Annotated in this window: 18 protein-coding genes; 5 read left to right on the top strand and 13 right to left on the bottom strand. The window is 61.9% G+C overall.

What is annotated here, in order from left to right; translation table 11 throughout:
• The first annotated feature begins 274 nt into the window (after positions 1-274).
• Entirely contained in the window at positions 275-1,630 is a 1,356-nt protein-coding gene (locus tag AB7783_RS09060) for an NAD(P)/FAD-dependent oxidoreductase (protein ID WP_441277430.1), read from the top strand.
• Between the two features lie 452 nt (positions 1,631-2,082).
• The gene (locus AB7783_RS09055; protein WP_089264098.1) at positions 2,083-3,528 is read left to right on the top strand and encodes a DASS family sodium-coupled anion symporter; all 1,446 of its coding nucleotides are present in this window, start codon (positions 2,083-2,085) and stop codon (positions 3,526-3,528) included.
• 57 nt (positions 3,529-3,585) lie between these two features.
• Here AB7783_RS09055 and upp read toward each other — a convergent pair whose 3' ends face one another.
• From upp to AB7783_RS09040, 3 genes are read right to left on the bottom strand one after another with little or no spacing between them, the layout of a single operon-like run.
• Positions 3,586-4,215 carry a uracil phosphoribosyltransferase gene (gene upp, locus AB7783_RS09050; protein WP_068736713.1) on the bottom strand — a complete coding sequence of 210 codons (630 nt, stop codon included), beginning with the start codon at positions 4,213-4,215 and terminating at the stop codon, positions 3,586-3,588.
• Between the two features lie 39 nt (positions 4,216-4,254).
• The gene (locus AB7783_RS09045) at positions 4,255-5,499 is read right to left on the bottom strand and encodes a URC4/urg3 family protein (RefSeq protein WP_441277429.1); all 1,245 of its coding nucleotides are present in this window, start codon (positions 5,497-5,499) and stop codon (positions 4,255-4,257) included.
• 10 nt (positions 5,500-5,509) lie between these two features.
• Complete coding sequence (locus tag AB7783_RS09040; protein ID WP_092143569.1) at positions 5,510-6,766, bottom strand: GTP cyclohydrolase II; 1,257 nt, start codon at positions 6,764-6,766, stop codon at positions 5,510-5,512.
• A 251-nt stretch (positions 6,767-7,017) separates the two neighbouring features.
• On the opposite strand from AB7783_RS09040, the gene AB7783_RS09035 reads away from it, so the two are divergent.
• A complete protein-coding gene (locus AB7783_RS09035) occupies positions 7,018-7,515 on the top strand; it encodes a Crp/Fnr family transcriptional regulator (RefSeq protein ID WP_441277428.1) in 498 nt (165 codons plus the stop codon).
• Here the strand turns inward: AB7783_RS09035 and AB7783_RS09030 are convergent.
• The 9 genes from AB7783_RS09030 to AB7783_RS08990 form a co-directional block, all read right to left on the bottom strand.
• Positions 7,442-8,281 carry a metallophosphoesterase family protein gene (locus AB7783_RS09030; protein WP_441277427.1) on the bottom strand — a complete coding sequence of 280 codons (840 nt, stop codon included), beginning with the start codon at positions 8,279-8,281 and terminating at the stop codon, positions 7,442-7,444. The two genes, AB7783_RS09035 and AB7783_RS09030, sit on opposite strands and share 74 nt — an antisense overlap.
• A gap of 147 nt (positions 8,282-8,428) precedes the next feature.
• Positions 8,429-9,523, bottom strand: a complete 1,095-nt coding sequence (locus tag AB7783_RS09025) for a response regulator (protein WP_093758390.1) — start codon at positions 9,521-9,523, stop codon at positions 8,429-8,431.
• A complete protein-coding gene (locus tag AB7783_RS09020) occupies positions 9,520-9,960 on the bottom strand; it encodes a response regulator (protein ID WP_089264105.1) in 441 nt (146 codons plus the stop codon). The genes AB7783_RS09025 and AB7783_RS09020 overlap by 4 nt, the downstream gene beginning before the upstream one ends.
• The gene (locus tag AB7783_RS09015) at positions 9,957-11,480 is read right to left on the bottom strand and encodes a sensor histidine kinase (protein WP_441277426.1); all 1,524 of its coding nucleotides are present in this window, start codon (positions 11,478-11,480) and stop codon (positions 9,957-9,959) included. The genes AB7783_RS09020 and AB7783_RS09015 overlap by 4 nt, the downstream gene beginning before the upstream one ends.
• 116 nt (positions 11,481-11,596) lie before the next feature.
• A complete protein-coding gene (accC, locus tag AB7783_RS09010) occupies positions 11,597-12,949 on the bottom strand; it encodes an acetyl-CoA carboxylase biotin carboxylase subunit (RefSeq protein ID WP_320444279.1) in 1,353 nt (450 codons plus the stop codon).
• 30 nt (positions 12,950-12,979) lie between these two features.
• Positions 12,980-13,474 (bottom strand): acetyl-CoA carboxylase biotin carboxyl carrier protein, encoded by a 495-nt coding sequence (accB, locus tag AB7783_RS09005; RefSeq protein ID WP_231080564.1) that lies wholly within the window; start codon positions 13,472-13,474, stop codon positions 12,980-12,982.
• A 51-nt stretch (positions 13,475-13,525) separates the two neighbouring features.
• Complete coding sequence (aroQ, locus tag AB7783_RS09000; protein WP_093758393.1) at positions 13,526-13,993, bottom strand: type II 3-dehydroquinate dehydratase; 468 nt, start codon at positions 13,991-13,993, stop codon at positions 13,526-13,528.
• A 282-nt stretch (positions 13,994-14,275) separates the two neighbouring features.
• Positions 14,276-15,013 carry a DUF1236 domain-containing protein gene (locus AB7783_RS08995; RefSeq protein WP_441277425.1) on the bottom strand — a complete coding sequence of 246 codons (738 nt, stop codon included), beginning with the start codon at positions 15,011-15,013 and terminating at the stop codon, positions 14,276-14,278.
• Positions 15,014-15,126: 113 nt separating this feature from the next.
• On the bottom strand, positions 15,127-15,333 hold the full coding sequence (locus AB7783_RS08990; protein ID WP_089264111.1) for a DUF6894 family protein: 207 nt from the start codon (positions 15,331-15,333) through the stop codon (positions 15,127-15,129).
• Between the two features lie 134 nt (positions 15,334-15,467).
• Here AB7783_RS08990 and AB7783_RS08985 point away from each other — a divergent pair, with 134 nt between their 5' ends.
• Both AB7783_RS08985 and AB7783_RS08980 read left to right on the top strand, forming a co-directional pair.
• Complete coding sequence (locus AB7783_RS08985) at positions 15,468-15,635, top strand: hypothetical protein (RefSeq protein WP_441277424.1); 168 nt, start codon at positions 15,468-15,470, stop codon at positions 15,633-15,635.
• 141 nt (positions 15,636-15,776) lie between these two features.
• On the top strand, positions 15,777-17,801 hold the full coding sequence (locus tag AB7783_RS08980) for a pyrroloquinoline quinone-dependent dehydrogenase (RefSeq protein WP_441277423.1): 2,025 nt from the start codon (positions 15,777-15,779) through the stop codon (positions 17,799-17,801).
• Between the two features lies 1 nt (position 17,802).
• Here AB7783_RS08980 and AB7783_RS08975 read toward each other — a convergent pair whose 3' ends face one another.
• Positions 17,803-18,711, bottom strand: a complete 909-nt coding sequence (locus tag AB7783_RS08975) for a cation diffusion facilitator family transporter (RefSeq protein WP_231080569.1) — start codon at positions 18,709-18,711, stop codon at positions 17,803-17,805.
• Between the last annotated feature and the right edge of the window lie 119 nt (positions 18,712-18,830).

Raw genomic sequence — 18,830 nt, 5'->3', positions numbered from 1 at the left:
CAGGCGGAGGCGGCGCGGGCGACGGTCTCGGTGCTCAACAGGCGCTGAGCGGATTGAAGGTGCCTCGGAGGATCGGAATCACGAACCAAGCAATGCTTATGCCCGGCATTTGGCTTACTTATTGGATCGGTGCTGGTCGCGCAGGGCACACTGACGCCAACGCGGGCTGATCAATCTGGAACCGCTCAACAACCGGCCTGCCGCGCCCGATTGTTGCTTGATTGTTCGGACGACGGGCATAGCTATCAGGATGCAGGCAGGGAGCCTGTTCACCATGACGAATATCGTGACAATCGACGGCAAGGCATCGATCAGATCGACAACGCCTCATCGGGTGGTCGTTGTCGGCGCCGGCTTCGGCGGGCTGGAGACCGTATATCGGCTGACCGGTGCCGATATCAGCATCACCATTGTCGATCGTCGCAATCATCACCTGTTTCAGCCGCTGCTGTATCAGGTCGCGACCGCATCGCTGGCGACCTCGGAGATCGCCTGGCCGATCCGTTATCTGTTGCGTGGACGCAAGGATGTGACGACACTGCTCGGCACCGTGACCGGCGTGGATGCGGCGGCGCGCCGGGTGCTGCTCGATGACGGGCAGACGCTGCCCTATGACACACTGGTGCTCGCCACAGGTGCCGGCCACGCCTATTTCGGCCATGATGAATGGGAGCCGTTCGCGCCGGGCCTCAAGACGCTGGAAGATGCGACCACGCTCCGCCGCCGTATTCTCACGGCCTTCGAGCGTGCCGAACGCGAGAGCGATCCCGTCAAGCGTGCGGCATTGCTCACCTTCGTGATCATCGGCGCCGGACCGACGGGTGTCGAACTCGCCGGCACCATCGCGGAGCTCGCGCGGGTGACGCTGCCGGAAGATTTTCGCAATATCGATACGCGCGAGACGCGCGTGGTGCTGATCGAGGCGGGGACACGCGTGCTCGCTGGATTTCCGGAGGACCTGTCGGCCTATGCACAGCGCTCGCTGGAGAAGCTCGGCGTCGAAGTCGCGCTCGGACATGCGGTGTCGGATTGCAACATCGATGGCGTTGTCTACGGCGACAAGGCACTCGGCGCCAGGACGATCATCTGGGCGGCAGGCGTGCGCGCGTCGCCGGCTGCCGAATGGTTGGGCGTTGCCGCTGATCGCGCCGGACGTCTGCAGGTCAACCCGGATCTTACAGTGCCGGGTCATCCCGAGATATTCGCTGTCGGTGACACCGTGACCATTGCTGCTCCTGATGGCAAGCCGGTACCTGGCATTGCCCCGGCAGCAAAGCAGGAAGGGCGCTATGTGGCGTCAGCAATCAAGCAACGTTTGCGTGGTGAGACGCCCGCACCGTTTCGCTATTCGCATGACGGCAGTCTCGCGCAGATCGGCAAGAAGCTCGCCGTGATCGACTTCGGCCGCGTCAGGCTGCGCGGCGCGCTGGCGTGGTGGATCTGGGGCATCGCCCATATCTACTTCCTGATCGGGCTGCGCAATCGTCTTGCGGTTGCGATCAACTGGCTGTGGATCCACACGCTGGATCAGCGCGGCGCGCGGCTGATCACGCAGGGGCGTGCCGTGGTCGACAGCCAATCCGTGCCGTCGCATAGCGGCGAGGAGAAGCGCGTCAGTTCGGCGCGCTGAAATCTCGGGACGGTTGCCAGGGCGGCTTGGCAAAAATAGATGCCATGGATGCCGCCAAGCGTAGGCCGCGGCTGATCCAGTATGAGAGCGTCGCCTGACTATACGCGCCGGCGAGCTACCCGCACGGCAATGTGCCGGCGATCGGCAGCGGCAGCTTCACTTATGACCTGTCGTCGGCTTGCTCCCCATGCGGTGAAGAAAACCATCCGATAGACGAGCATTTCCTGCCACTCCATGTCGCGTTCGGGGCTGCCGGCGCAACGCCGCGCGTGATCCGGCTGCATGACAGCGCGACGTTTGCTGCGGATGCGAAAGGAAAGAGAGGCGCGCTCTAAGATGGTGATACATGCGGCGCAGATCGCGTTGGCGGTTGCTCGCCGGGCAATAACTGGTGTTACGTTGCCGGACGTATTGTCGCAGGTACGGCGGCTCGGTTCGCCGGGGGAGAAGCTGTGTCGCTGAGCTGGAAGAAGATTGCACCTCTCGCTGTCTGGCTGGTGCTGTACGTCATCCCGATTCCGGCAGGGCTTGTCGCCAATCAGTGGCATTATTTTGCCGTTTTCGCTGCGGTGATTACCGGCCTGATCCTGGAATCGATGCCCGTAGGCGCGGTCGGTCTGATCGGTCTGACCTTTGCGGGCGTGATGGGATATGTCGAACACGATCCCAACAAGTCGCTGCGCTGGATGTTGAGCGGATTCTCCGAAAGCACGGTGTGGCTGATCGTCGGCGCCTTCGTATTCTCGATCGGCTATCGCAAGAGCGGTCTGGGTAGGCGTCTGGCATTGCTGCTGGTTCGCGGCCTCGGGCGCAACACGGTGGGACTGGGTTATGCCGTTGCGCTGTCCGATCTCGTTCTCGCGCCGGCGACGCCATCGAACACCGCGCGCAGTGGCGGCACGGTCTATCCGATTGTCAGCAACATCCCGAAGATCTACGGATCGGAGCCGGGTCCGACAGCCGGCAGGATCGGAACCTATGTGATGTGGACCGCCTTCGCGGCGACTGCGGTCACGAGTTCGATGTTCCTCACCGCGCTTGCGCCCAATGCGGCTGCACTGAGCATCGCCAAGAAGATCGTGAGCGTGGACGTCGGCTGGTCACAGTGGTTCATCGGCTTCGCGCCGCTCGGCGTGCCGCTGATTTTGCTTCTGCCACTGCTGAGCTACGCAATTTGCCGACCGGAGGTGAAAGAAAGCCCGGAGATCGTGGCGTGGAGCGCGGGTGAACTCGCATCCATGGGCGCGTTGTCGCGTAGCGAATGGATCATGGCCGGACTGGTCGTGCTTGCGATGTTCCTATGGATCACCGGATCCAATCCCGACATCTCGCTGCCTGGCCTCGGTTCGAACTTCATCAATGCGACCATGGTGGTGTTCGTTGTGATCTCGCTGATGCTCGTCACCGGCGTCATCACGTTTTCCGACATCATCGCCGAGAAAGCGGCGTGGGAGGTGTTTTTCTACTTCACATCGCTGCTGACGTTGTCATCCGGCCTCAACGACATCGGCTTCATCAAATGGGCTGCCGCCGGCCTGGCGGCTCCACTCGCCACATTCAGCCCGACCATTGCGATGATCCTGCTGGTCTCGATCTTCTTCTGGATCCACTATTTTTTCTCGAGCATCACGGCGCACGCGGCGGCGATGCTGCCTGTCGTGCTGGCGGTGGGGTCGAGCATTCCCGGAATCCCGATGTCGACTCTGACATTGCTCTGCATCTATTCGCTTGGCCTGATGGGCGTGATCTCGCCCTATGCCACCGGACCGGCACCGATGTATTTTGGCAGCGGCTATATCGGCAAGGCCGACTTCTGGAAATTCGGCCTGATCTTCGGGTTGATCTATTTCGCCGGCTTGCTGCTGGTCGTAATGCCCTGGCTGCTGATGATCAACTGAGCCACAGTCCAAGGAAGCGTCGCGTGGTAGGAGGCGCCCGCGTGTCGGTGCATCTCTCTACCTGGTGCCGTAAGCACGATCACCGGCGTCACCGAGACCCGGCTCGATATAGGCGTGATCGTTCAGACGATCGTCGATCGCGGCTGTCCAGATCGGCACATCGGGGTGATAACCACGCAGGCGCTCGATACCTTCGGGGGCGGCGAGCAGGCAGACGAAGCGTATGTCCTTGGCGCCGCGTTCCTTGATGCGGTCGATGGCGGCGACGGCCGTGTTCGCTGTGGCCAGCATCGGATCGATCACGATCACCAGACGCTCGTCGAGATTGGTCGGCGCCTTGAAGAAGTACTCCACGGCGACAAATGTTTCGGGGTCGCGGTACAGGCCGATATGCGCGATACGCGCTGACGGGACGAGGCCGATCATGCCTTCGACGAAAGAGAGGCCTGCGCGAAGGATCGGTGCAAAGACCAGCTTCTTGCCGGCAATTTCCTTGCCGGTCATCTTCATGATCGGGGTTTCGATTTCGACATCGGTGAGCGGAAGGTCGCGCGTCACCTCGTAGCACAGCAGCATGCCGATTTCATTGAGGAGTTCGCGAAAGCCCTTGGTCGAGCGGTTCTTGTCGCGGATCAGCGTCAGCTTGTGCTGCACCAGTGGGTGATTAACGATCGTGACGCCGTCCATGAACCTCATCCGTTGCGAGAGTGTAAAACCGTCTTTGATCTAGAAAACCGTACCGTCGCTGATGACCTTCACCGGCGGCGAATGATCCTCGCGGCGCTCGCGCGCCAGGATGCGGCCGGCGGCCCATGTGCCACCTTCGAGCACCTTGGCCAACGGCAGCGACGTCGCGTCGAGCTTCAGTCTTTGTCGCAGGCCGCCGGCGACGCGGTCAAGTAGCGCTACGGTCAGTGCCCGCCATTCCACCACCAGCGGCGACGATACGTCGTGCTCACGCGTGGCGTCAGCAGGATCGCGGAATTTCAGGACACCACCATCGACGAAAAGACCACCATTGCGATATTCGGCCAATCCCGTGAGGCCGTCGATATCGGTCACATCGATGCCTGCGGTCTGCAGCGGTTCGATCAGCGAATAGGCCAGCCATTGCGACAGCTTGTGCAGGGGCACAAGGCCGCTCGTCGCATCCGAGGTCGTCATCGCTGGATGCTTCCAGCAATCGCCGAGCGCGATGCCGTCCAACGTCAGCCGTGACGGCCAGATCGGACCAAGTTGCAGCAGCAGTTCCGAGAGGATGGTGGGAGCGGGCAGGCGGCCATTGTCAGCCAGCGACGCCAGGCGGTCGAACAATCCGCCGGGCCGCGGCGTATCCTTCGTGCCGAACACATCGGGCTTCGACGCTACGTGTTCGCCAAGCCGGCGCAACAGATCGGCGCGGCCGTCGATGCCGACCATTGGATTGGTGTCGGAGACCTGCATGCCGCGCCTGAGATCGCTGACGTCGAGCTCTGCGAGCTTGCTGGCATCGGCGCGCAGCGGCTGTGCGGGATCGGCAGAGAACGTGCCGCCGGCGAACATCGCAAGGCTGGCGAGACCTAGACCTTCGGAACGGCCGATGGCCGCGCCGGTTTGGGGATCGGTATAGCGCCAGGTCGGACCGGCCCCGGCATCGAGGAACACGCTGGTGATGGCGAGATCGAATTCCGCGCGTCCGCGTGCTGCGCGATCAGGCCACGTGATACGGTCCGAGATATCGGCCCAGCGATTGTCGCCGGCATTGACGAAGTGACGCCAGCGCGAATGGAACGGCACATCGAGCGACGGATAGGAGGCGCGCGTCGTGTCCAGCACCAGATTGATTACGTCGTCCATGCGCGTGAGATCGATACGGAAGTTCGGCAGTTTGTCGTCGAGGCCGAGGTTCAGCATGCGTTGCGCACGGGTGCGCACGGCGTGAGCTGACAGTAACGAGAGGGCGGCAGAGGCTTCCGGGGTCTGGGGATTCACTGCTGATATCTCAATACTTCTCAAGCCCGCGACCGACGGAGTCGATCAGATCCTGCGGTGTCACCGGGTCCGGCGTGAAGTAGCCAGCCGCCTTCTTGGCGGCGATCTCCACATGCGCATCCGCCGGGATCATGTCGTCGGGGATCGGCACGCGCTCGACGATCTCGACGCCCTGACTGGTCAACGCATCATGCTTCATGTCGCTCATGGAAATGAAGCGATCTATGCGCTTGAGGCCGAGCCAGTGCACCACATCCGGCATCAACTGCTGGAAGCGCGCATCCTGCACGCCGGCAACGCATTCGGTGCGTTCGAAATACTGCGCAGCGGCGTCGCCGCCCTCCTGGCGTTTGCGCGCGTTGTAGACGAGGAATTTGGTGACCTCGCCGAGCGCACGGCCTTCCTTGCGGTTGTAGATGATGATGCCGAGACCGCCGGACTGACCGGCGCGCGCGCATTCCTCGATACCGTGAATTAGATAGGGGCGGCAGGTGCAGATATCGGAGCCGAACACGTCGGAGCCGTTGCACTCGTCGTGAACGCGGCAGGTGATCTTGGTCGTGTGATCCGGTAGCTTGCTGACGTCGCCGAACAGATAGGCGGTAGTCCCGCCGATGGGCGGCAGGAACACCTGCAGGTCAGGCCGGGTCACGAGTTCGGGAAACATGCCCGCGGTCTGTTCGAACAGCTGGCGGCGCAGATTGTTCTCGCTGGTATCAAAGCGTTTGGCGAGACCGGGCAGATACCACACGGGATCGATGGCAATCTTGACGACGGAGACGCTGCCATTGGCATGCACGACGTCGCCGTCGTGTTTGAGGCGACCGCCAGCGATCGCGGCCTGCAGCTCGGGCAGATCGAGCCGCGCCTTGGTGATCGCGATGCTCGGGCGGATATCGATGCCTTCGGCGATCTCGGGCGCAAAGTTCTCGGCAACGAGATGACCCCAGGGATCGAGCGATACGATCTTCTCGGGATCGGTCCATTGTCCGAAAGGCCCGACGACAGCAGCGGGATGGGTGTTTGTGAGGTCGGGGCGCTTCAGCGGATCAAGTGCGCCAGATGAAACCGCGAGCGCGCGATAGACCGAATAGGAGCCACCATGGGTGCCAATGACGTTGCGGTCCTGCGGGCGGGAGACGGTGCCGATGACCGGTCCACGTTCGCGTGCGGAGGCTGCGCCCCACTGGATCGGGAAGTGATGCTTGGCGCCCGGCGCAGGATGCGACGTCAGGCGAATATGATCGATCCGGTTGGAACGGCTCATCGCAAAGGCCCCCTAAAATGGCAACGGCCCGTCTGGAAGGACGGGCCTTATTGCTAAGGAAGCAACTAACTATAACTATCTCCCGAACAAATGCAACAGGGTGAAAGACGTGGTAGCCGGGGCGGGACGTCTCGCAAGCTCCGCCGCACCCAATATGCGCTGGTTGCCGACAATTTCGGCGCATTCGGGCCTTGTGTCACGCGATCGTCACGGCGAGCATACGCTTTATCAACCATGTTGGAGTGCCTGATATGCGCGCCGTTCTGGATCATTGCAGCGATGGCGTGAAGCACAGCGTTGCGGCGGGCGATACGATCATCCGGGAAGGACAGACAAGCGGGCATTTGTTCGTGCTGATCGAAGGGCAGCTCGATGTCGTCAAGGGCGACACGGTGGTTGCGAGTTTGACCGAACCCGGTGCTGTGGTCGGTGAAATGTCGGTGCTCCTCGAACAGCCGCATACCGCGACCGTGCGCGCCGCGATGGAGACGCAAGTCTATGAATTCGAGAATGCGACGGATTTCTTGCGGGATCACCCGACCGTCGCGCTGATGATCGCGCGGCTGCTGGCGCAGCGGCTCAATGTGGCGACGAGCTATCTTGCCGATATCAAGCAGCAATATGCCGGCCATGGTACGCATCTGTCGATGGTCGGCGAGCTCCTGGAAAACATGGTCAACCTGTCGCCGACGAAGGTGTCACCAGGTTCGGATCGGGGCTCGGATCGACACAACGATCCACGGATGTGAGCCATGCGGGCGCGACCTTGATCGGTAACGCCGGACGCTGCAGCGGAGCGTTCAGATCGATATGGTCAGCGCCTTCCGCCGATAGCCAGAATGCTGTGCCGTCATCGAGGTCGAGCACGATGTAAGTTGGCGGCCGACCGAACTGTCGGCCTGCATTGAACACCCAGGTCTCACCAATCCGGTCGTACCATGAGCCGTCTTGGACAAACGGAGACTCATGCACGTGGCCTGAGATCACCATCGCGGGCCGATGCGCCTCGATCCATTGCACCAGTTCGATATCGCCGAAGTAACGCTTGCCGCCCCAGCTCGTCGGCGAGTTGGTCGGCGGTGCGTGATGGACCCAGATCCAGCGTTTTGCGCTTTGTGCGGATGCTTCGCTGAGTTGTTGCACGATACGCTGCTGCACCAGCGGACCGTCCCACCATGGGCAAACCGTGAAGAGCGTATCACCGATGGTGAGACTGTCACCATCACAAGCAATGCCGAGTTGTCTGACATCGCCAACCCATCGCGCGATCTTCTCGCCTTCATCGTTGCGTTCGTCGAGATCGTGATTGCCAGAGCACAGGATCACCTTGGTGCGTTGGGCAAGCAGGCCGAGATACTTTTTCACCACCAGGATTTGAGCGCGGAAGTCGACGACCGAGGCGATATCAAGAGCGTCGCCTGCAAAGATCACGAGGTCGAATTGCGGCGCGACGCTGAGTAGCCAGTCGAACTGGGGCAGCGAATAGTGGAGATCGGCTACGACAAGGCAGCGCATATGAAATCCGAGGTCCGGAAAGAAAGAGAAATATCAGCAGACTGAAAGGTGCAGTCTAGGCATGCGATGGAACCGCGCAAGGCGAACGGGCGCGGCATATTTGTGCAGGTTGGGGGTGTTTAAGGCGCGGCCGCAGCGCAGGCAGGCCTAGCCCGCCGCACTCACAGGCGGCTTGGCCGCGGGCTTGGTGACGGCACAGAACCGCAGCACGATGCGGGTGCCGGTATGGTCGGGATCCCGCTCGACGGAGGCTTCGAGCTTGCTGGCCATGGCATTGACGATCCGCTGGCCCATGCCGGTGGAGCGCGGATCGACTTTCACGTTGAGGCCGACGCCATCGTCAGTGATCGACAGTTCGAGCTGGTCGCCCTGCGCGGTGAGAACGACATGGATCGGGCCGGCTCCGTCGGGATAGGCGTATTTGACGGCGTTCATCACCAGCTCGTTGACGATGATGCCGATGGCGACGGCGCGGTCCGGGTCGATCTCGACGGCTTCGGCCTTCAACGTGAGGCGCGACATCCGGTTGCCTTCGGCGGAGCGACGGAGATCTTCCAGCAGGGCTTCGAGATACTGATTGAGCAGCACGCTGTTGAGGTCGTGCGAGGTGTACAGCCGGCGATGGACCTGCGCCACGGCGGCGACACGGCCCATGGCATTGGTCAGCGCCACCTTGACGTGATCTTCGCTGGTTGAGTTGGCCTGCAGATGGAGCAGCGAAGCGATGATCTGCAATGAGTTGCCAACGCGGTGATTGACTTCGCGCAGCAGCACTTCGCGCTCGGCCGCGAGGGCTGCGTAGCGATCACGCGATGCGTGGACTTCGGCTTCGGCGTCGTCGCGGGCCTTTGATATCAGGGCCTGTTTGATGGCGGTCGTGCAGGCGACATGCAGCAGCGGCAGGAAGTCGCCCTGGGTGTCCTTCACCAGATAGTCGGCGGCACCCGCCTTGAGGGCGGTCACGGCAATCTTGCTGTCCTGCGACGCCGTGACGAACACCACCGGGGGCGGCGAGGGCAGTTTCTGGATCTGCTCAAGCGTTTCCAACCCGTCGAGGCCCGGCATGTACTGATCGAGCGCGATGACGTCGATGCCACCCTGCTTGATCCGTTCGATACCGGCTTCGCCATTGTCGCAATGCTCGACGCCAAAGCCCTGCCGCGTCAGGCCGCGCGACACCAGCCGCGCAAGACCTGCGTCGTCATCGATATACAGCAACGTGGGCGTCGTGGCAGATGTCATGTGGACGCTTGTGGAACCTGAATGACGGAGAAAAACAGACCGAGTTGGCGGATCGCGTTGGCGAAGCTCTCGTAGTTCACGGGCTTGGTGATGTAGACGTTACAGCCCAATTCGTAGCAGCGTTTGATTTCCTGTGCGTCGTCGGTAGTGGTGAGGACCACGACGGGCGCGCATTTGAGAAATTCGTTCTCTTTGACACGCTTCAGGATATCGATCCCGGTCATGTCGGGCAGGTTGAGGTCGAGCAGAATCAGCAGGGCTTCGCCCTTGTGATCGAGGCCAGTGCTATCTTTGCCGAACAGATAGTTGACGGCGTCTGTACCGTTGGTGAACGGGATGATCTCATTATTGACACCCGAGCGCCTGATATTGCGTTCGATCAGACGGGCGTGACCCTCGTCGTCTTCGATCATAATGATGGTAACTGGCTTACTCATGTTTGTTTATCCCGGTTATGCCCCGTCCATCTGGCCGGCAGCGTGACGGTGAAGTTGCTGCCGTTGCCGAGTTCCGATGACACCGACATGGTGCCGCCCATTCGTCGCACCAAAGCGCGCACATGGGCCAATCCGATGCCCTGGCCGGGCTTGTCCTGTGTACCCGCACGGCGGAAAAGATCAAAGATGCGCTGATGATCCCGGGGATCGATGCCGCGGCCGTTGTCGATGATCTCGAAGATCGCAAAGCCCATCTTGGCGCGGCCCTTGACGAGAATGTCGCCAGGGACGCCGGGCTTCAGATATTTCAGCGCATTGTCGATCAGGTTGCCGAAGATCTGTTCCATTGCGAGACGATCGCTCTCGATGTCGGGCAATGGCTCGATGCGGATCTGGGTTTCGGTCTCGGCTGCCTGATGCGCTACAGTTGAAGCGATGCCTTCGATGAGTTCGCGGGTGTCGATCTTCACCGGCTTGAACTCCCGCCGGCCCTCGCGGGTCAGATTGAGAATAGCGCTGATCAAGCGGTCCATCTTCCCGATCGACGATTTGATGAAGCCGAGCGCTTCGGTGAAATCGGCGGAGAGTTGCTTGTCCTGCTCGGGCAGCGCCGGCTCCGGCAATTCGCCGTTCACATCGGGCACGACGGGGTCTGCATTGGCGAGCGTTGCGATGCGCCTGAAGATATCGCCGCGCAGCTCCTCGAGCTCGCTGGTGAAGCCCATGATGTTGACCAGCGGCGAGCGCAGGTCGTGGCTGACGATATAGGAGAAGCGCTGCAGCTCGTCGTTGGCCTCGCGCAAGTCGGCGGTGCGCTCCTCAACGGCGGCTTCGAGGTCGACGTTGCTGTCGCGCAACTTGGCCTCCGCCTCATCGCGGGCGTTTGACGAGCGGCGCACGAGGAAGATCGACAGCGCCGCCAAGAGCACCACCAGGCCGGAGCCGGCCACGGTGACCCACGAGGCCCATTGCTGGCTCTGGTCGGCCGTCCGGGTGCGTTCGACGAACAGGCGGCCTTCTTCGGCGCGCATCGCGCGGGTGATATCGGCGATGTCCTGAACGGCCTGATTGGCGCCGCCGCGACGCAGGATGTCGATGCTCGACTGGATGTCGTTGTTCTTGATGCGGTCGATCCCCCTGGCGAATTCCGCCAGTCGCTGCTCGACGGCTGCACGCAGTTTGACCGTGTTGGCGACCTGGGCCGGATTGTCGTTGGCGAGGGCCACCAGTCTGTCGACGGCCGGCAGGATCGCGGCCGCCGAGGTTTCGTATTCGGAAAGGAATTGTGGACCGCTGGACAGCAGATAGGCGCGGGTCGCGCTTTCGGTCCGGCGGATTTCCAGCAGCAGGTTCGATATCTGGTTCTGGACTTCGACGGTGTGGACCACCCACCTGGAATCGTCACGTGCCTGGTTCACCAGGATAACGGAGGCCGCGCTGACGGCGGCAAGCACCAGCAATCCCGCCAAGAGCAGCAGGATTTGCCATAGCGCTCGCCTGCGGGCGGCGTCAGCGGTCACGTAATACTCGCTTGGATTGCAGGCTGAACTTCAATATGGCCCCCGCCGCCGGACGTCTCCCGGCAGCACAAAAAACGCGGATCGAGGCGATTGGTTCCAGACTGATCCCAAATGTTTCAGGTCTTGGGAGGCTTGCCCGCGAGATACTGTTCCAGCCAGTGGATGTGGTAGTCGCCCTCAATAATATCGCTTTCCCGGGCCAAGGCCCGGAACAGCGGCAGGGTCGTCTCGACGCCGTCCACCACGATCTCGTCCAGGGCCCGCCGGAGTCGCATCAGGCATTCCGGTCGGTTCTTGCCGTGGACAATCAGCTTGCCCACCAGCGAGTCGTAATAAGGCGGGATCTTGTAACCCTGATAGACCGCGGAATCGATGCGGACGCCGAGGCCGCCTGGGGCGTGATACTGGGTGATCGTGCCGGGCGAGGGCCGGAAGGTTTCCGGGTTCTCGGCATTGATACGGCACTCGATGGAATGCCCGATGATATTGACCTCTTCCTGGGTGCAAGGCAGGTCGCCGCCGGCGGCAATGCGGATCTGCTCCAGCACGAGATCGATGTCGGTAATCATCTCGGTGACGGGATGCTCGACCTGGATGCGGGTGTTCATTTCAATGAAATAGAACTCGCCGTCCTCGTAGAGGAATTCGATGGTGCCGACGCCGAGATACTGCATGTCCTGCATCGCCTTGGCGCAGATGCCGCCGATCCTGGCACGCGCTTCCGGTGACAGGATAGGCGAGGGGCCTTCCTCCCAGACCTTCTGGTGCCGGCGCTGCAGCGAGCAATCGCGTTCGCCAAGATGCAGCGCGCCGCCGCGGCCATCGCCCAGCACCTGGATTTCGATGTGGCGCGGCTTGGTCAGATACTTTTCGAGATAGACCGACGCGTCGCCGAACGCAGCCTTGGCCTCGTTCGAGGCAGTGGACAGCGCCATCAGCAGATCGGCTTCGGTCTGCGCGACCTTCATGCCGCGGCCGCCGCCGCCGGCGGCTGCCTTGACGAGGACTGGGAAGCCGATCTCGCGGGCGATGGCTATGGCATCGTCTTCGGGGCCGACGCCGCCGTCGGAGCCGGGCACGACGGGGATGCCAAGCCGCTTGGCGGTCTTCTTGGCTTCGATCTTGTCGCCCATCAGGCGGATGTGCTCGGCCTTGGGGCCGATGAACTTCAGATTATGATCGGCGAGGATCTCGGCGAAGCGCGCATTTTCCGACAGGAAGCCGTAGCCGGGATGCACCGCATCGGCGCCGGTGATCTCGCAGGCGGCGAGCAGCGACGGGATGTTGAGGTAGCTGTCTTTCGACGCCGGCGGGCCGATGCACACGCTCTCGTCGGCGAGGCGCACATGCATGGCGTCGGCGTCCGCTGTTGAATGCACGGCCACGGTCGCGATGCCGAGCTCCTTGCAGGCCCGCAAGATGCGCAATGCGATCTCGCCGCGGTTGGCGATCAGGATTTTCTCGAACATGGCGTTCCGAAGTCAGAGGACGTTGTGGTGTTACTCGATGATGACCAGCGCTTCGCCGTATTCGACCGGCGAGCCGTCTTCGATCAGGATCTGCGTCACGGTACCGGCCCGCGGCGCCGGGATCTGGTTCATGGTCTTCATCGCCTCGATGATGACCAGCGTCTGTCCGGCAGCAACCTTGGCGCCGACTTCGATGAAGGCCGGCTTGCCGGGCTCCGGGGCGCGGTAGACGGTGCCGACCATCGGCGAGGGCACGGCGCCGGGATGCTTGGTCATGTCGGCGGCGGCCGGTGCGGCAGCAGCTGCGGCGACAGGCGCGGGTGCAGCAGCCGGTGCGGGCGCATAAGCCGGCACAGCGGCAGCAACGCTGATGTTACGCGCGACGCGCACGCGCAGACCGGCGCGCTCGACCTCGATCTCGGTGAGGTTGGTTTCATCCAGCAGCAGCGCCAGTTCGCGGATCATGCCGCTATCGTTGCTGGCTTGCGGCGTTGCGGTCTGTATGTCGTCAGGCTTGCGGGCCATGGGCAATCCAATGTCTGAAGTGAAAGACGAATAATGAGCAAAGCGGGCGCGTCACGCGATGGCGTTGGCACCGATTTTTGCGGCGAGGCCGCTGATGGCAAGGCGATAGCCCTCGATGCCGAAGCCGCAGAGGCTGGCAAAGGCTGCCTTGGCGATGAAGGAATGGTGGCGGAAGCTTTCGCGGGTGTAGACGTTGCTGACGTGCACTTCCACGGTGGGAATGCGCACACCGACGATGGCGTCATGCAGGGCGATCGAGGTGTGCGAATAAGCGCCGCCATTGATCACGATGCCGGCCACGTGTTTCTCGCGGGCCTGATGGATATAGCCGATGAGCTCGCTCTCGCTATTGGACTGCCGGCAATCTGCGGTCAGGCCATATTGCGCGGCCGTGGTCACGCACAACTTCTCGACATCGGCCAGAGTTGCATGCCCATAGGTGTCCGGCTCGCGGATTCCCAGCAGGTTGAGGTTGGGGCCGTTGAGCACGTAGATGGTGTTGGTCGTGGTATTGGCCATCGGACATCCCGGGCAATAGCAATGGGCGCGGTGGGCGCCGTTCTGCCCGGGGTTATAGGTAACCAAACCGCGGAGGGGAAGCCTCTAGACCCCGGGTTCCCCCAGCCAAATACCTCACCCAATTCATAAAAAGCCCGATGGAACCTGTGGAAAATGCTTATTAACCAAGGTTAAAGCCACTGGCGCCATTCCGGCAATCTGCCGGCTCAGGGCGGAGCGTCCCGGATAGCAAACGGGCGGACCCTTTCGAGCCCGCCCGGGTGTCACATCAGATGCCCCGCCTTAGGCGTCGATGACTGCGACGATCTCGAGTGTTCGCGGGTTCACGACGATGATCTCGTTGCGCACCAGGAAGAACTCGTAGCCGCGCCAATCCGGATAGACGGTGATGATCTCAGCCGGAAGCGGGTGGAAGCGGACCTCGCGCGGCACACGGGTGCCGACCGAGATCGAGAAGTTCACATTGGTCACCGGCTGGATATTTTGCTGCTTGATGACCGTGGTGACCTTGGTGCGCTGCTCGGTGGTCAGCTTGGCGCCCGCGCCGGCCTGACCGGTGGTCGTGGTCGACTTGGTCTCCGTCGATGTCGACTTGGTGTCGGCACCTGACTTGGAGTCGGTCGACTTGGAATCGGCCTTCATGTCCTTGCCGGCTTTTCCGCTGTCACGGGTCGAGTCGGTCGTACGCTTGTCGTCACGCTGCATCTTGTCGTCGGACTGCGTCGACTTCACCGCCGGCTTCTGCTCGGACTTGTTGGTGGTGTCGGTCGCTTCGTCCTTGTTGACTGGTGCGTTGCGTTCGGCCGGCGCAGCACGATCAGCAGCCGCGCCGCCTGCGGGCGCGCTCGGTGCGCCGCTACGTGCAGCACCGCCCGCCGGCGCCTCACGTGTCATTCCGGCACCTCCGGCGCCACCACCCGACGTTGCAGCTCCTGCGCCGCCGGGATTTTGCGCGCTAGCCAAACCCGAACCTGCAATCAGTGCAGCGGCGGCGACGCTCATCAATAAACGGTTGTTCATCTTGGTTCTCCTCGCGATGCATTGCCCGCCGTACAACGGCATTGGCGGAGGGATGTTCCTGAGAAAGTGTAGTTCCATTGCTTTTGTTACGCTTGAGTATACGTCACGCCGCGTCAGGGCTTGATCTTCGTCTTGTAGACTTCATCGCCGTTGTCATCGATGACGACGACCTTCCGGTCACAGTCGCCTGCGATATCAACTGCGATTTGATGAGCAATATTCTTGGCGACATCCCTGGCTTGCGTGTCGTCGCTACAATCCAGACCTACGGGGTCCTCAAGCCGGAAACCATCGACAATCTCGAAATGATATTTTGGCATTGCTCTTTCTCCTCCTCCGTAAAGGGCAATCCACCACCGTTGGGGATGTTCCTACGTCGGAAATGGAATGAAGACGGTCTCAACCGGAACCAAATCGCAGCACGTGCATTGCACCATCGAATAAGGAAAATGCGATGCCAGCTTTTGTGGAGATGATCGTTCAGAAGATTGCGGAAGCGGGGCCGATCGAGAATTCGGTGTCCGATTTCATCGCCGGCGTCCTGGAAAATACGGCAAACAAGCTATCGCGCTTTGAGCAGCGCTCGGATGACGGCGAGACGACAGTCGAGGACATCGCGTAACCATCGCTGTAATATTGATCGAGTTTCAAAGAGGCCGGCTGTTACGCAGCCGGCCTCTTTACTATGCGTTCGACATGGACAGGGCAGGTTCAACGACTAACATCAGGTCATGTCAGTCGGGATCTACGGAGCTGTGCTTCGATGAGGAATTGGATTGGAGGAATCCTGGCGCTCGTAGTCCTGTCGGTAGCACCTGCTCTTGGATGGGAGCATTGGGGTAGCGACCGTGGTGGCTCTCGCTTTGCGCCGCTTGACCAGATCACCTCCGACAATGTCGGCCGCCTGATCGAGGCCTGGCGCTTCCAGACTGGCGATCTCCTGCGTCGCACACCTGGACAGATGGCACGCACCAAATTCGAAGCGACGCCCCTCCTGGTTGAAGACAGCCTCGTCTTCTGTACGCCATTCAACGAGGTGATTGCACTCGATCCTGCTAGCGGTCGGCAGAAGTGGCGTTTTGATGCGCGGGTCGCGCCAGATGTGCGCCCCGCCAACCGCTGGGTTTGCCGCGGCGTAGCCTATTGGCGTGACGATCGCGCAGCATCTGGCGCTACTTGTCGCAGCCGCATCTTCATGGGTACCAACGATGCCCGTATCGTTGCGCTGGATGTCGCGACCGGACTGCCATGTGTCGACTTCGGCGCGCAGGGTGAGGTCAAGCTCGACCCGGGAATGCCGCTCGATGGCCCCGGTGAATTTCAGATCACATCGCCGCCGGTGGTCGGGCGCGACGTCGTCGTGGTCGGTTCTGCACTCGCCGACAATCGGCGTGTGAGCGCGCCCAAGGGGACCGTCCGCGCGTTCGATGTGCGCAGCGGCGCGCCGCGATGGTCGTGGGATCCGCTAGTCCATGACGGTATCGAAGCCGGCCACGCCAATGTCTGGGCGCCGATGTCGGTGGATGACGAACGCGGATTGCTGTTCTTGCCGACGTCGTCGCCCAGTCCGGATTTCTGGGGCGGCAAGCGGCTCGGCAACAATGCGCACGCCAATTCGGTTGTTGCGCTGAAGATCGACACGGGCGAACTGGTCTGGTCGTTCCAGATCGTGCATCACGATGTCTGGGATTACGATGTGCCGGCGCAGCCGACGCTGGCCCGCATCGATCTGGCAAGCGGTCCGCGCGATGTCGTCATCCAAGCGACCAAGCAGGGCTTTCTGTTTGTGCTGGATCGCACCAGCGGCGCGCCGATCTGGCCGGTGGAGGAGAGGGCCGTTCCGCAAGGTGGCGTCGAGGGCGAAGCGCTGTCGCCGACGCAGCCGTTTCCGATGCATCTTCCGACACTGGTGCCACAACGTGTAACGCCGGATGACGCGTTCGGTGTGACATTCTGGGATCGCGGCAAGTGCCGGGATGAACTGGCCAGTGGACGCAACGAAGGCCTCTATACGCCACCTGCGACGGGGGCCGGCACCTTGCTGTTTCCGATGACCGGTGGCGGCGTCAACTGGGGCGGTGTTGCCTTCGATCCTGTCCGGCAGGTGCTCCATGCCAATACGAGCCGCGCGGTGCATCGGGTGACGTTGATCCCACGCGCCGAGGCGCAGAACTACAGGCCGCCGGCCGGTGTCGATTTCGGCGCGCAGCGCGGCGCGCCTTTTGCCATGACGCGGGCGCTTGTAACGTCGCCGCTCGGCATGCCCTGCAACAAGCCGCCATGGGGCGCGATGGTTGCGGTGGACCTCAAGGCGGGCAAAGTGCTGTGGGAGTCGAAGGTCGGCACCAGCGAGGACACCGCACCACTGGGGCTCGCACTGGCCACCGGCATGCCGCTTGTCAATGGTCTGCTGGCGACGCGCGGGGGCGTGATCTTCACCGGCGCGATGGATGCCTACTTGCGTGCGTATGACGCAAAGACCGGCGCCGAACTCTGGCAGGGGCGACTGCCAGTGCCGGGCGTCGCCAATCCCATGACTTACGTCATCGGCGGAGAGCAGTATGTGGTCATCGCCGCCGGCGGTCATTCGGAAGTAGGCACCTCGATCGGCGACAGCGTCGTGGCGTTTCGTCTTGCGCACGACGGAGAGGCGCCATCGCTGCGCTCGCTTTATATCGATCGTCCCGGCGGCCGGCTTCGCGCCGGCGCGATCGCGTTTGGCGCTTTGCTCGTCCTGTTTCTTGCTTTTGTTCTAGCCTGGCGTGTTCGGCGCGAGGCGCGGGTGTGACTTAAACCCAGCGCTTGTCAGCGGTGAAGTCCACTGTCAGCCAGTAGCCGGGGCTGAGCCCGCCCATGGCCAGGGCAATCTCCGCGCGGATGGCGTCGAGTTCGGCGAAGGTCTTGCTGATCTCGCCAGACGGTGCCACCAGTCCTATCTCGATGAATTGCTGGCGGCCGGAGCGCATCACATGCGAGCTGCAGTCGCTGAAGCCGTGCTTGTACGCGATCGATTGCGCGAGCTCGCGAACCTCCTCGTCGAGATCGCTCGGTGCGACCTGCAGGATGTCACGGCCGGCATTCCAGATCGTCGAAAGCGGAAACGGCAGCAGGCAGATCGCAACCACCAGCAGGATCAGCGGATCGACCAGCGGTGCATAGGCCGCTGCCGGAGTCTTCGCCATCACCGCTCCGAGCAAGAAGCTGATGCAGACCGCCAGACTGAGGACGCCGCCCATCAGCCAGGCACGGGCATCGATGTCGAGCAGTTGCGAGCCGTGTTCGCCGGCCGAGCGGCGGATATAGATGCTCATGCCGAAGCTGATGGCACCCGCCACCGCAGCGAAGATAGCGCCGGGGCCGAATTCGATGGCGCGACCGCCGGTGATCAGCCCGTTAAGGCCGTCGATGAAGGCATAGGCGCAGGCGAAGCTGAGCACCGTGCCGTTGATCAGCGCGAGGATCGGTTCAAGGTGCCAGTAGCCATACTGGAAGCGGTCGTCTTCGCCTCTGCTGATCAGTCTTGCGGTCAGCAATGCAACGCCGGTCATGGCTGCGTCGATCAACGTGTAAAAACCGTCGAAGGCGATGGCGCGCGAACTGATGGCGAGCCCGAAAGCGATGCTGGCAAATGAAATGAGAAGCGTGACGTAAATTGAAATCTTCAGGAGCCGCTGCTCCTGTTTGGTATCGGTCAACATTGGGAACTTAGGCGGGGTGTCCGCTGCATCCTTTTACCGTTGGGGATAGGTTACCCTATCACAGATGGCGTTCAGCCGCTTTGACCGCTACCGCAAGATAAATAAAAAACCGGCTGCGA

This window comes from Tardiphaga sp. 172_B4_N1_3 (assembly GCF_052076035.1).
In the GTDB taxonomy this organism is placed as follows: domain Bacteria; phylum Pseudomonadota; class Alphaproteobacteria; order Rhizobiales; family Xanthobacteraceae; genus Tardiphaga; species Tardiphaga robiniae.
This window is presented reverse-complemented; position numbering and strand designations above follow the sequence as displayed.